Annotated in this window: 12 protein-coding genes; 3 read left to right on the forward strand and 9 right to left on the reverse strand. The window is 59.0% G+C overall.

The window, feature by feature from the left end; genetic code table 11:
* The coding region (locus VL547_RS13615; RefSeq protein WP_325578644.1) for a hypothetical protein at positions 1-931 on the forward strand (931 nt) is incomplete at its 5' end.
* Between the two features lie 52 nt (positions 932-983).
* Here VL547_RS13615 and msrA read toward each other — a convergent pair.
* On the reverse strand, positions 984-1,676 hold the full coding sequence (gene msrA / locus VL547_RS13620) for a peptide-methionine (S)-S-oxide reductase MsrA (RefSeq protein WP_325578646.1): 693 nt from the start codon (positions 1,674-1,676) through the stop codon (positions 984-986).
* A gap of 106 nt (positions 1,677-1,782) precedes the next feature.
* On the opposite strand from msrA, the gene VL547_RS13625 reads away from it, so the two are divergent.
* Positions 1,783-3,897 (forward strand): endonuclease MutS2, encoded by a 2,115-nt coding sequence (locus VL547_RS13625; RefSeq protein WP_414648337.1) that lies wholly within the window; start codon positions 1,783-1,785, stop codon positions 3,895-3,897.
* On the opposite strand, the gene VL547_RS13630 is transcribed toward VL547_RS13625, so the two are convergent.
* The 8 genes from VL547_RS13630 to VL547_RS13665 all read right to left on the reverse strand — a co-directional run bounded on the left by VL547_RS13630 (position 3,889) and on the right by VL547_RS13665 (position 11,967).
* A complete protein-coding gene (locus VL547_RS13630) occupies positions 3,889-4,587 on the reverse strand; it encodes a LytTR family DNA-binding domain-containing protein (RefSeq protein ID WP_325578650.1) in 699 nt (232 codons plus the stop codon). The genes VL547_RS13625 and VL547_RS13630 overlap by 9 nt on opposite strands.
* On the reverse strand, positions 4,584-5,612 hold the full coding sequence (locus VL547_RS13635; protein ID WP_325578652.1) for a histidine kinase: 1,029 nt from the start codon (positions 5,610-5,612) through the stop codon (positions 4,584-4,586). Before VL547_RS13635 ends, VL547_RS13630 begins: the two co-directional genes overlap by 4 nt.
* Before the next feature lie 96 nt (positions 5,613-5,708).
* Complete coding sequence (locus tag VL547_RS13640) at positions 5,709-6,809, reverse strand: acyltransferase (RefSeq protein WP_325578654.1); 1,101 nt, start codon at positions 6,807-6,809, stop codon at positions 5,709-5,711.
* A gap of 97 nt (positions 6,810-6,906) precedes the next feature.
* Positions 6,907-7,071: a hypothetical protein gene (locus VL547_RS13645; protein ID WP_325578656.1), complete on the reverse strand. Its 165-nt coding sequence runs from the start codon at positions 7,069-7,071 to the stop codon at positions 6,907-6,909.
* On the reverse strand, positions 7,052-7,861 hold the full coding sequence (locus VL547_RS13650) for an acyltransferase (protein WP_325578658.1): 810 nt from the start codon (positions 7,859-7,861) through the stop codon (positions 7,052-7,054). Before VL547_RS13650 ends, VL547_RS13645 begins: the two co-directional genes overlap by 20 nt.
* Before the next feature lie 147 nt (positions 7,862-8,008).
* Positions 8,009-8,740: an MIP/aquaporin family protein gene (locus tag VL547_RS13655; RefSeq protein WP_325578660.1), complete on the reverse strand. Its 732-nt coding sequence runs from the start codon at positions 8,738-8,740 to the stop codon at positions 8,009-8,011.
* 39 nt (positions 8,741-8,779) lie between these two features.
* Positions 8,780-10,273: a glycerol kinase GlpK gene (gene glpK / locus VL547_RS13660; RefSeq protein ID WP_325578662.1), complete on the reverse strand. Its 1,494-nt coding sequence runs from the start codon at positions 10,271-10,273 to the stop codon at positions 8,780-8,782.
* Positions 10,274-10,305: 32 nt separating this feature from the next.
* Positions 10,306-11,967 carry a glycerol-3-phosphate dehydrogenase/oxidase gene (locus tag VL547_RS13665; RefSeq protein WP_325578664.1) on the reverse strand — a complete coding sequence of 554 codons (1,662 nt, stop codon included), beginning with the start codon at positions 11,965-11,967 and terminating at the stop codon, positions 10,306-10,308.
* Positions 11,968-12,015: 48 nt separating this feature from the next.
* Between VL547_RS13665 and VL547_RS13670 the strand changes: the two genes are divergently transcribed.
* Positions 12,016-12,441, forward strand: a 426-nt coding sequence (locus VL547_RS13670) for a DUF4251 domain-containing protein (protein WP_325578666.1), incomplete at its 3' end; no start/stop codon positions are given.

Raw genomic sequence — 12,441 nt, forward strand, 5'->3', positions numbered from 1 at the left:
CATCTATCTTTATGAAGGTCTAGCCAACGCAGCCCAGACGATCATAGTTTCGTCCGGGCTTGTTTATACGCAGGCTATGGGTCTTGATCAGAACGGCTGGCTTGCCCAGGTGGAATTTACCTGGTTGGGTGCATCCGGTGGAGTCTATAACATTCAAAGTAATTCTGTCTTTAACTTTACACCTGGCACAAATTATATGGCTGAAATCCTGCGGGAAGCCTCGAGTTCGGATGGTTCCTCCCAATACCAAATGGAAGTCCCCGGAGGTGCCATTCTCGGGGCGGAGGAGGGAGAAGACTATGACGTCAATGGGCCCACGACGCCTTACATCGACCAATTGGTATATGCAGTCGAAGGGTTAAGCGCCTTTCCGAAAAGCCTATCCAGTGCCGACGTTACCTCCCAATCCGACTATCCTGCCGGCTATGCCATGCGGATGTTCGATATTGACCTGCAAACCGGTAGCAGCCCGGCTGTTATGAGCTGGACGCCCTCTTACAATGGTTTGAATGCGCTTTGGGGAGAGCATGCGACTGTCGTCAGCAACAATACCACCGGGTTAGGCGAAGTCGATCTCTGGTACACGGTACAGCCGAACTCCCCGTTGATCAACGCCGGTGGTAACTTCAGCACTGTCGCTCCGACAACGGGAACGCCCTGGCTCATCACTGGCGTCGGCGGCCATACGGTCACCGTAACTCTGTCTTCCAAATCTATTGGCTCTCCGCAAACCCGTCCCAGAACCACTGCAATTGTGACCCTCACCACGCCGGGCGCGACTTTCAGTGACGGTAGTACTTCTATGAGCGTTACCGAGGGTGACGTTGCAAAAACCGTGGTACTACCCGGTAATAGCCAGTTAAGTGGAACCGTGTCTTCTTCAAAATCAAGTAACACCGGCACCGGCCTTGTAACCATTACTGTCAATTAACGTAAAAAAAGGAACCGGCCCGGTCGCGCGAGCGCCGGGTCGGTTCCTTTTTTTACATATCTTTCTTGAGCTTATCCCTGAAAACCTTCTCGAACTTCTCCAGCTTCGGCCGGATGACGAAGTAGCAATAGGGCTGATTGGGGTTGTTGGCGTAGTAACCCTGGTGGTAGTCTTCGGCGGAATAGAAGTTCTTGTAGGGCTCGATGGCGGTGACGATGGGTTTGGGGAAGACGTGTTGCTCGTTGAGCTCATTTTTGTAGTACTCGGCGCGTTCTTTTTGGGCGCCGCTATGGTAGAAGATGACGCTGCGGTATTGCGGGCCTTCGTCGTTGCCCTGGCGGTCCAGCGTGGTGGGGTCGTGGGTTTGCCAGAAGACCTTGAGCAGCTCGTCAAAGGTGATCTTGGTAGGGTCATAGACGATCTGGCATGTTTCGGCGTGACCGGTCTTACCCGCGGACACCTGCTCGTAGGTAGGATTTACCACGTGGCCCCCGCTGTAGCCGGATGTCACCTTCAGCACACCATCCAGCTGCTGGAAGATAGCTTCGGTACACCAGAAGCAACCTGTTCCAAAAGTGGCCGTATCGGTTTTGAGGGAAGCGCTGGACGCAAACTGATCGTTCATGGCTCTATTGGGATTTTCCTTTTGTGCGCAAGACCAGGAGATCACCACCAGCAAGCCCATCGACACGGTATACCTCAGACCTGAAAGCAAACCACAACTAATAGTACCTTTGTACGACATTATTCCCGAAAGTTACGGGTTCTTCGGAGGTTAGGGGGCGGTTCACAGGAATCGGGGGGGACATTTAGGAGAGCCTTAACATAAATATAGTTGAAAGCAACATATGATACAATTATTTCCGGAGTCGGCATTGACACAGTTGGAATTCGACAAGGTCCGGGCGTTATTGATGGAACACTGCCAAAGCGAGTACGGGCGGCACAAGGCGGAAAAGCTGCGGGTCCATACCAAGCTGGAGTTTATTGAACTGGAGCTCAGACAAACCCACGAATACAAATTGATCCGGCAATCCGGTCTGTATTTCCCCAACGACTACGTCCTCAACCTGTCGAAGGACATCCGTTTGTTGGGAATCCCGGGAAGCTTCCTGGGGGGCGAGCAATGGATGCAGATCCGCCGGCTGGCCGAGAACATGCAATCTATTTTCCGCTGGTTCGATACCGAACGCCGGGTCGCTTACCCCGCCCTGTCACAGGTCATCAAGGATACCTACTACGAGAAAACCATCATCCAGCTCATCGACGAGGTCCTGGACGAGGGCGGGAACGTCCGCGACAACGCGTCGGAGGACCTGGCGCGGATCAGGATGAGCCTCTACCGGAAAAGGGGGGAGCTCTCCCGCGTCTTCGACCGCATCGTCCGGAAGATGAAACGCGACGGGCTGGCCGCCGACATCGAGGAGTCGTTTATGAACGGGAGGCGGGTGATCGCCGTTTTTGCGGAGCATAAGCGACAGGTCAAGGGTATCCTGCACGGCGAAAGCGATACCCGGAAGACGTCTTTTATCGAGCCGGAGGAGACCATCGGGCTCAACAACGACATCTTCGAGCTGGAAAACGACGAGCGCAAGGAAGTATACCGCATCCTGCGGGACCTCACGGCCCGCCTGTCGGTCTACGCCCCCCTGCTCAAGACCTACCTGGAGGTGGTGGGGGAATACGATTTTATCCGCGGCAAGGCCCGGCTGGCGATCGACATGGATGCCAACTATCCGACCGTCGTGGACAAGGCCCACGTGCAGCTCATCCGGGCGTACCACCCGCTGCTCTACCTGTACAACCTGAGGTCGGGCAAACCGACGATCCCGCTCAACCTGACCCTGGATGAGCAAAGCCGTATCCTGGTCATTTCGGGTCCCAACGCCGGTGGCAAAACGGTATCCCTTAAGACCGTCGGGCTTCTCCAGCTCATGCTCCAAAGCGGTTTGCTCGTAACGGCGGACCCCGACTCCACCTTCGGGGTATTCAAGAAGCTGATGATCCACATCGGCGACACCCAAAGCCTCGAGTTCGAATTGAGTACGTATAGCGCGCACCTCGTGCATATGAAGCACTTCATGGAGGCAGCGAACGGGCGCACGATGTTCTTTATCGATGAGCTGGGCAGCGGGAGCGACCCCAACCTCGGTGGCGCCTTTGCCGAGGTCATCATGGAGGAGCTCGCGCGGAAACACGCTTACGGTATAGTCACCACGCACTACCTCAACCTGAAGGTGATGGCGGGCAAGGTCCCGGGTATCATCAACGGCGCCATGGCCTTTGACGAACAACGGCTGCTGCCGATGTACCAGCTGATCGTCGGCAAGCCAGGCAGTTCCTATACGTTCGCGATCGCCGAGCGGATCGGGCTGGACAAACGCCTGATCGAGCGCGCGCGCACCCTGGTGGACGAAGACCAGTATAACCTGGACCGCCTGCTCAACCGCACCGAACAGGACCTGCGGCAGGTGGAAAAGCGGGAAAAAGACCTGAATAAGATGCTCGCCGACAACGCCCGTCTCAAAAAGGAGATGGAGACGGTGATGGATAAGGAGCGGCACCGCCAGCAGGTGGAGCTGCAACGGGAACAAAACCGCATCACCGACGAACGCATCGCGCAGATGAAGGACATGGAACGCAAATTGAAGGCGGTCGTTTCCGAATGGAAGCGCACGGAGAACAAGGAAGAGGTGATGAAAACCCTCAACGCGCTGTTGTTCCAGCAAAAGGAAAAACAAGTCACCGAAAAGCGCCAGGCCGCTTTTGACGAAAAGTACGTCGAGATCGGCGGCGCCGTCAAGGTGGGCGACCGCGTCAAGATGCGGCAGAACCGGCAGGTGGGGACCGTCAGCGAAATCCGCGGGAAGAAGGCCATCGTGCAGCTCGGGCGCATACCGCTCACCGTGGACCTGGGGGACCTTACCGTCGTCGAGGAGAAACCCGAGACGGCGTCCTCACAATAGCTTGTTCCGCAGCAGCGTCTCCATGACGCCCTCTTTCAGACCCCGCGACACGGGTATCGACGCTTTGCCGATGCCGATCATGTTCCCCTCGAGGTGGGTGATCTTCCCCATGTTCACCACGTAGGACTTGTGCACCTGGATAAAGACGTCCGTCGGCAGGTGTTCGACCACCGACTTTAACGTGGCGTGGGTGATGAGCCGGCCGCGGGTGGTGTGCAGGGCTACGTAGTTTTCCATGGATTCGACGAACAAAAGCTCGTCGAGCAGGATGCGTTCCAGCTTGCTGTCGGTCTTGACGAAGAGGTGCGGCGCCTCGGCCCTGGGCGCCTCAGCGGTCTGCGCATGCACGCGGTTGACCGCTTTGAGGAACCGCTCGAAAGAAATCGGCTTGAGCAGGTAGTCGGTCACCTCCAGCTCGTACCCCTTCAGCGCGTACTGCTCGTACGCCGTCGTGAAGATGACCTTTGGTGGGTTCGCCAGGCTCTGCACCAGGTCGAGGCCCGTCAGGTACGGCATCTCGATGTCCAGGAGGAGCAGGTCGACCCGGTTCTCTTTTAAAAAGCTGTTCAGGCTGATCGCGTTGTCGAAGACGCCCGCCAACCGCAGGAAGTCCACCTTTTCCACGTAACCCTGCAGACCCTTCCGGGCCACGGGTTCGTCGTCGGTGATCACACAGGAGATCGTTCTCATATCGGAATGACTAAGGTAGTATGGAATTCGGTATCGCCGGGACAAACCCGGAATTCGTGCCGCCCTGGGTAGAGGAGCGCCAGCCGACGGCGGAGGTTTTCCAGGCCGATACCGCCCGGGCGCGCGCTCCGCGTGGCGCCGCCCGGCGGGACCGCGTTGCCGACCTCGAACCGGAGCGCCCCACGCTCCAGGCTCGCGCGGACGCGGATCCAATAGTCACCGCCGGCGTATTTGAACGCGTTTTCCACCAGGGGCAGGAGCAACAGCGGATACACCTGCTGTCCCCCCAGCAACGGATCGAAGTAAACGTCCAGCTCGAGGTGGTCGTTCATCCGCTGGCGCTGGAGGTCGATAAAGGACTCCAGGTAGCGCAGCTCCCGCTCCACCGGCACCGTATGGTGCGGGTCGTACAGCTGGTAGCGCAGCAGCTCGGACAGTTTCTCCACCGTTTGGCGCGCGCGCGGGGTGTCTTCCTCCATTTGAAAATACACGGTATTGAGCGCGTTGAACAGGAAGTGGGGATGGTATTGCGCGCGGAGGAAACGCAGCTCGGTTTCCAGCTGGTCGTTGGTGATCTTTTCGATCTGGATGCGTTGCTCATAGTTAAGCCGGATCGACCCCATCGCGCGGGTCACCGCGTAATAGACGAGGTTGAAGAGAGGAGGCAGGAGATTGATATCCACGACATCCGCCCACTGCAAGCCGTTGTCCGTCGTCGCGCACATCGTGATCAGCACGACGTTGAGCAGGATGGTGGTGTACAGGTAGACTTCGCCGAATTCCCGGAAAATTTTTTCCCCTGTCAGCGGTCCGTTGTCGCGACGCTGGTTCCTTCTCCGGTAATGATCCATCAGGTAGATCACCGGATAGCTCAGCGCGATCGTCGTCCCGATCTCGATGGCGTTCCAGACCCACCACCGCATCCAGAACCTCGTCCCGCTTTGCACGTCCGCCACCAGCCGGATGCTCACGTAAATGCACAGCCCGAAGAGGGGAGGGAACCACCATTTTTTCCATCGCATCATGCGGCTAAAATACGCCGTTCCCCGGTGGTGGGTGGCTTTCTTTGACGACCTGCGCGAAACGGGTGACGTCAGGTGGCCACCGGCTGACGGGTTACATCAGGCTGCCACCGGCTGACCGATGCGCGTCTTCCGGACCTGGGCTGCCCGCGTCCGGATGCGTACCGCCCGGGTACGGACCCGGAGCCGGTCCTTGATCCTCAGGAAGGGCGTCTCCACGAGGTGGTAGGACAAAAGGGCGGTGATGACGATGAAGGCGATGTTATAGGGGAATCGCGACGCCGGCCACAGCTTGTCGGAAAAAAACATCTGTTGCCAGATGTACAGGCTGTAGGACAGCTTGCCGATATAGTTCATGACGGGATTGTTCAAGAAGCGGAACCAGGGGTTGTTCGCGAAGTTGATCGAAATGGCGAGGATAAGCCCGAGACAAAGGAGCGTTAGTATGCCGTATGACGCGCTGAAGGCGACCGCCATTTTTGCCAGCGGGATATCTCCGGGGAAAAACAGCTTGACAAGCCGCTTGGCCGACAGGGAAAGTGGCATGACTGCAAAAGGAAGGAGCAGCCAGACCCTGGGTAGTGTCAGCAATACCCCGGTCAGGCGCTCGTAATAGAGCGCCAGCAAGCAACCCGCCATCAAGGCGTCCGCGCGGGTGAACATGTGCAGGTCGCCAAAGTGGCCCCACAAGCGCACGAACGGGACGACCGCCATAACCGCCAGGGCGAACGGCACCCTGAACCTTTTAAAGAAATAGAACACCGTGGGCCATACCAGGTAGAAGTGCTCTTCCACGGACAATGACCACAGGTGTCCCGACTCCCATTCTCCCCATCGGGGGCTGAGGTATTTTGTGTACGTCAGGGACGAAACCCAGGACGCGGTCGTGAATTGGAAGATACCCGCCAATTGCAGGAAAAAGTATACCAGCAGCAGGGTATAATACACGGGGAATATGCGGAAGGCCCTCCGGATGTAAAAGCCCTTTAGTGAAATCCGCCCGTTGTTTTGCCGCTCTTCCTGCATGAGGAGCCAGGTGATCAGGAAACCGGAAATGAGGAAAAAGATCGTGACACCCACCTGCATGCCCGGGGGATCGTCGGTGATGTGAAAGCTCCTCAGCTCGGTGTGACCGGCAAGGACAAAAATGATGCTCAAGGCTCTCAATCCGTTGAGGCTGGGGATTAGTTTCTTGGACATTGGAGGTACAAAATTGCGCCCAAGATAGGCACAAAACCCTATTAAATATGTCGTAATAACTCTATATGTGGCCGACGTCGAGGGGGCTGTACCGGTGTCAGGCGACGTCAGCCTTCGTTTTTAACCCGAATTCCCGCACGGGGGCGGGTTTTGGCCGCTTGTAAAACCGGTCCTTCAACTTCAGGAAGGGCGTTTCCAGGAGGTGATAGGAGAGGACGGCGGTGACCAGGATAAAGGCGATGTTACCGGGGAACTCCGACACCGGCCACAATTTGGGGGAATAGAACATTTGCTGTAAGCGTCCCGTAGGAGCCGCCAAAAGCAATGGCGATCCTTTCGACCTGGGTGTTTTCGTGGAAAAATAGCGTAATGATCCGTTTGGTCATCATCGACCCGAGCAGCCCGGCAAAAGGAAGAAGGAGGTATGCGCGGGGAAGCTTTGCCAGGGCGCCGCGCAGTCGCTCGTAGTAAAGGGCGAGCAGGCATCCACCCATCAGCGCATCCGCGCGGGTGAACATATGCATGGCGTTATAGCCGCCCCCCAACCGGACAAACGGGATGACGGCAATGACGGCGACAGCCAGCGGTGCCCGGACGCGCTTCAGGAAGTAGAACACCGCGGGCCATACCAGGTAGAACTGCTCTTCCACCGACAAGGACCATAGGTGCCCCGTTTCCCATTCCGACCACCGTGGATTGACGTACTTGGTATACGTCAGGGACGAAATCCATGACGCCGTGGTGAACTGCAGGAAACCAAGTACCTGGAGGATGAGGTATACCAGTAGAAGGGTGTAGTACACCGGGAAGATGCGGAAGGCCCTGCGGATGTAAAAGTCCTTTAAGGAGACGCGGCCGTCGCTGGCCTGCTCCTCCCTCATCAGCAGGTACGTGATCAGGAAACCTGAAATGATAAAGAAGATCGTTACGCCGATCTGCGCACCGGCCGGATCGCCGGATAGGTGAAGGCTCTTTAGTTCCGTATGCCCGATCAGGACGAATAGGATACTAAGCGCCCTGAGGCCATTGAGGCTGGGTAGTTTTGCTTTCATATAGATAAAGTAGCGTTAGCTAGCCTTTGGAGGCATAGCAAGTGGTCGTAGCGTAGTTTGATAGGGGGGGATTGCGGCTCTGTGGTAAGCAGCGCAATGATACGGCCAATTGACCGTATCCTGGATTAGATTGAATTAATCTGAATGTTATATTATTCTGAAGAGCCAGGCGGCCAGGGCGGCGCCGGCCAGTGGACCTAACAAGGGTATGGGCGCGTAGCCCCAATCGCTGGAGCCTTTGCCCTTTATAGGCAGTAGTTGATGTACGAGTCGGGGGCCGAGGTCCCGGGCGGGATTGATCGCGTATCCGGTGGTTCCTCCCAGCGAGAGCCCGATGCCCCAAACGACAAAGGCGACGGGGATGGCCCCGACGGAGCCCAGACCGATGTGGCTGGTTTCGGCGGGGGAGAGGATCTTTGCGTCGGTAATGTAGAAAACCGCGGACAACAGGATGAAGGTGGCGGATAACTCGCAGAAAAGGTTTCGCCAGCCGTTGCGGATGGCCGGGGAGGTGCAAAAGACCGCCCGCTGAAGAGCGGGGTCCGGGGTGCGATCAAAGTGGTCTTTATAACAGACCCAAACCAAAAGGGCGCCCGTCATGGCGCCAAGGAACTGTGCGGCTATATACAAGGGTACGAGATCCCACGAAAATTTTCCGGCCACGGCCAGTCCGACGCTGACGGCGGGGTTGAGGTGCGCACCGCTGTACGGTCCGGCGATGACTACACCCACGAAGACGGCCATGGCCCAGGCCGTGGTGATGGCAATAATCCCCCCGCCGTTGCCGTGGGTATTTTTGAGCAGGACGTTTGCCACGACGCCGTCGCCCAAAAAGATCAGGACGGCGGTGCCCAGGAATTCAGCGGTAAATGCATTCATATAGCAATCGTTTGACGCGCCACAGCGGGTGCGGGTTGGTTATAATCGGGTCCACGCGAGCACCGTCGCAATGGCGCGCTGCCACTCATGGAACCCTTTGGCCACCAATTCCGGCGCCATCGCCGGCGCGAATGCGCGGTCGGCCTTCCAGAACTGTTTGATCTCGTCGGTATCTTTCCAATACCCCACGGCCAGTCCTGCCAGGTAGGCGGCGCCCAGCGCCGTGGTCTCGGTAATGGTCGGCCGGATGACCTTGGTCTGGAGGACGTCGGCCTGGAACTGCATCAGCAGGTTGTTGGCGGTGGCGCCCCCGTCTACCCGTAGCTCGGTGACCGGTGTGCCCGCCGCAGCCTCCATGGCGCGAAGGACCTCGACGGTCTGGTAGGCGATTGCCTCCAGCGCCGCCCGGGCGATGTGCGCGGACGTGGTGCCCCGCGTCAGTCCCACCATCATACCGGTGGCGTAGGGGTTCCAGTGCGGTGTTCCAAGCCCCGTGAACGCGGGGACGAAGTAGACGCCTTCGGTACTGGCGACCTGGGCGGCCAACGCCTCCACTTCCGAAGACGACCGGATGATGCCCAGACCGTCCCGGAGCCATTGCACGACGGCGCCCGCTATAAAGATGCTGCCTTCAAAGGCGTAGTTGACCCGGCTGCCCACCTTCCAGGCGACCGTCGTCAGGACGTTGTCCGAGGGCATCAGGCACTTCTCTCCTATATTCATCAGCATAAAGCAACCGGTGCCATAGGTGTTCTTCACCATGCCGGGGTTTATACACATCTGGCCAAAAAGGGCTGCCTGCTGGTCTCCGGCAATACCCGCGATGGGCACCTTCGACGCGAAAATGGTGGTCTTCGTTTCTCCGTAGACCTCGCTGGAGGCCTTTACCTGCGGGAGCAGGCTCCGCGGGATGGTGAACATCCCGAGCAATTCCTCGTCCCAGTCGAGCGTATGGATGTTGAAGAGCAACGTCCGGCTCGCGTTGGTCACGTCCGTAACGTGTACGTTCCCGCGCGTAAGGTTCCATACCAGCCAGGTGTCCACCGTTCCAAAGGCCAGCTCTCCGGCTTCCGCCCGCTCCCGCGCTCCGGGGACGTTGTCGAGTATCCACCGGATCTTGGTGGCGGAAAAATAAGCGTCGATGACCAGGCCCGTTTTCTGACGGATCAGGTCCTCCCGTTTCGTTTCCCGCAGCTGGTTGCAATACTCCGCCGTCCGCCTGTCCTGCCAGACGATGGCGTTATAGACCGGTTTTCCCGTTGCCCGGTTCCAGACGATGGTCGTTTCCCGCTGGTTGGTAATCCCGATAGCGGCGATATTGGTGCCGTTCAGCCCGGCCTTTACCGTAGCCTCAGCTGCCACGCCCGCCTGGGTCGACCATATCTCGTTCGGGTCGTGCTCTACCCATCCCGCCTGGGGGAAGTATTGCGTGAATTCCTTTTGCGCGACCGAAACGATGTTCCCCGCGTGATCGAAGACGATGGCGCGGGAGCTCGTGGTGCCCTGGTCGAGGGATAAGATATATTTGTCCATAACAAGCTATACAACACTGTTTGCTGTCGCGTTTACGTCAGCACGTATCCTTGCGCCACCTCGCGGAACGCATCCACCTGCGCCCGCTCCCAGTTTTCGTCTTTCCCCATTTCGCCGGCCATCAGCCGCGCCACCGCGGGTGCCATCGCCATCGCCGCCCGCGCGTCGAGGAAAAGCGCCCGGACGCGCCTGGCCAGCACGTCCTCCACCGTCAGCGCCTCTTCCATCCGCACCGCCCAAATGACCTCGGCCCCGGTGAAGGGTAGGCGGGGGTGCAATGGTATGGCCCAGGCAGGGTTCTCCGCCCGTAGCGCTAACAGCGCGGGGCGGTCGCTGCCATAGAGCGCGAGCAGGTCTGCCGGCGGCTCGCCCGCGGACTTCAGACGGCCCGCCGCCAGGGTTTCCGGCCCGGCTGTCGGTGTCGCCGGTGCGTCCGCCGCCCCGTGGATCCGCAACCCCTGTGTCACACAGGCGCGCGGCGGCAGCCCGGCCGAGGCGATGACCGCGTCCACGGTGTCCTCCGCCATGCGTCGATAGGTCGTCCACTTTCCACCGGTGATGGTTACCAGGCCCGAAGGCGACGTGATGATCTTGTGGCTGCGCGAGATTTCCTTGGTCGCCGCGTCCGTGCCCCGGGGCGCGTTTCCGCCAGGTGGCGCGGCCTTTCCGCCCTGCGGCGCCGCCAGCGGCCGGAGCCCGGCAAACACGCTGAGGACGTCGCCGCGCGTGGGCGCTTTTTCAAAGTACTCGCCCGCCGTACGGAGGATGAACGACACTTCCTCGTCCAGCGCGCGCGGTTCCAGGCTATGACCGTTCAACGGCGTATCGGTGGTGCCGACCAGGAGCTTTCCTTCCCAGGGCACGCCAAACAGCACGCGCCCGTCGGAGGTCTTTGGGATCAGCACCGCGTCCCCGGACCCCAGGAAGGTTTGGTCGAGCACGAGGTGCACCCCCTGGCTGGGCCGCACCTGGGGCGCCGCGCCGGGGACGTCCATCTGCAGGATGTCGTCCACGAAAACGCCGGTGGCGTTCACGACCGAGTTGCTTCGGACTTCATACGATTGTCCAGTCAAATGGTCGGTGGCCACGCAACCGGTTATACGGCCCGACGCGTCCTTGAGCAGGCGGTCCACGCCCAGGTGGTTGAGCGCGACGGCCCCCTGTTCGACCGCGGTCTGCGCCAGGTTGATTGCCAGGCGGGCGTCGTCGAACTGGCCGTCGAGATAGATCACGCCGCCCCGGAGGCCTCTCCGGCGGATACCCGGGAGACGTTGGATGACCTGCTTACGGGAAATCGGCCGCGACGGTCCAAAGCTTTTCCGGCCGCTCAACAGGTCATAGACCATGAGCCCGGCGGTATACCAAAGACCCGACCACCAATTATAGAGGGGAATGATAAAATGTTCCTTGTGGACCAGGTGGGGCGCGTTTTGCAACAACAAACCGCGCTCGTACAGGGCCTCCCGGACCAGCCCGATGTCGCCTTCCTGCAGGTAGCGCACGCCCCCGTGCACCAGCTTCGTCGACCGGCTCGAGGTGCCCTTGGCAAAATCCTCTTTTTCCAGCAGGAGCGTCCGGTAACCCCTCGAGGCGCTGTCCACGGCTACGCCCAGACCGGTGGCGCCACCCCCGATGACCAGGACATCCCAGGGTTGCTCCTGGATCATCCGGCGCAGCATGTCTGATCTGTTCATTTCCATTTGACGCTTGAAATGTAAGCCAAAAATGTTTACCTTATGCAGATGAAAATACTGCTAATCCTATCGTGCGTACTGCCGATGGCCTTGCATGCGCAAAAAACAGCCGTCCTGATCAATGCACAGGACTACCGGTTCGTCGCCCAGACCGCCATCCCGATGGGAGGCCCGACCAAACACCTCTCCAGCGGGTACGACTTCACCGTGTCGAAAGACAGCGTCGTCGCCTATCTGCCCTATTACGGCCGCGCATACACCGCACCGATCGACCCCACCAAGGGCGGCGTCCAGTTCATCTCCACCCAGTTCGATTACAAGGTGGACTCGACAAAAAAGGGCGGCTGGGAAATCACCATCAAGCCCAAGGACAACCGGGACGTCAACCAGATCAACCTGAGCGTCTCGAGCGCGGGCTACGCCAGCCTCCGCGTGACGTCGGTGAACCGGCAGGCGATCTCGTACAGCGGGGAA

Origin of the sequence: Dinghuibacter sp. (genome assembly GCF_035492835.1) — a bacterium.
In the GTDB taxonomy this organism is placed as follows: Bacteria; Bacteroidota; Bacteroidia; order Chitinophagales; family Chitinophagaceae; genus Dinghuibacter.

What these genes read in the sequence shown, in the direction of transcription:
- VL547_RS13630 (WP_325578650.1), bottom strand. Translation starts at nt 4,587, where the DNA reads ATGAGAACGATCTCCTGTGTGATCACCGACGACGAACCCGTGGCCCGG.
- VL547_RS13665 (WP_325578664.1), bottom strand. Translation starts at nt 11,967, where the DNA reads ATGAACAGATCAGACATGCTGCGCCGGATGATCCAGGAGCAACCCTGG.
- msrA (WP_325578646.1), bottom strand. Translation starts at nt 1,676, where the DNA reads ATGTCGTACAAAGGTACTATTAGTTGTGGTTTGCTTTCAGGTCTGAGG.
- VL547_RS13640 (WP_325578654.1), bottom strand. Translation starts at nt 6,809, where the DNA reads ATGTCCAAGAAACTAATCCCCAGCCTCAACGGATTGAGAGCCTTGAGC.
- glpK (WP_325578662.1), bottom strand. Translation starts at nt 10,273, where the DNA reads ATGGACAAATATATCTTATCCCTCGACCAGGGCACCACGAGCTCCCGC.
- VL547_RS13635 (WP_325578652.1), bottom strand. Translation starts at nt 5,612, where the DNA reads ATGATGCGATGGAAAAAATGGTGGTTCCCTCCCCTCTTCGGGCTGTGC.
- VL547_RS13655 (WP_325578660.1), bottom strand. Translation starts at nt 8,740, where the DNA reads ATGAATGCATTTACCGCTGAATTCCTGGGCACCGCCGTCCTGATCTTT.
- VL547_RS13650 (WP_325578658.1), bottom strand. Translation starts at nt 7,861, where the DNA reads ATGAAAGCAAAACTACCCAGCCTCAATGGCCTCAGGGCGCTTAGTATC.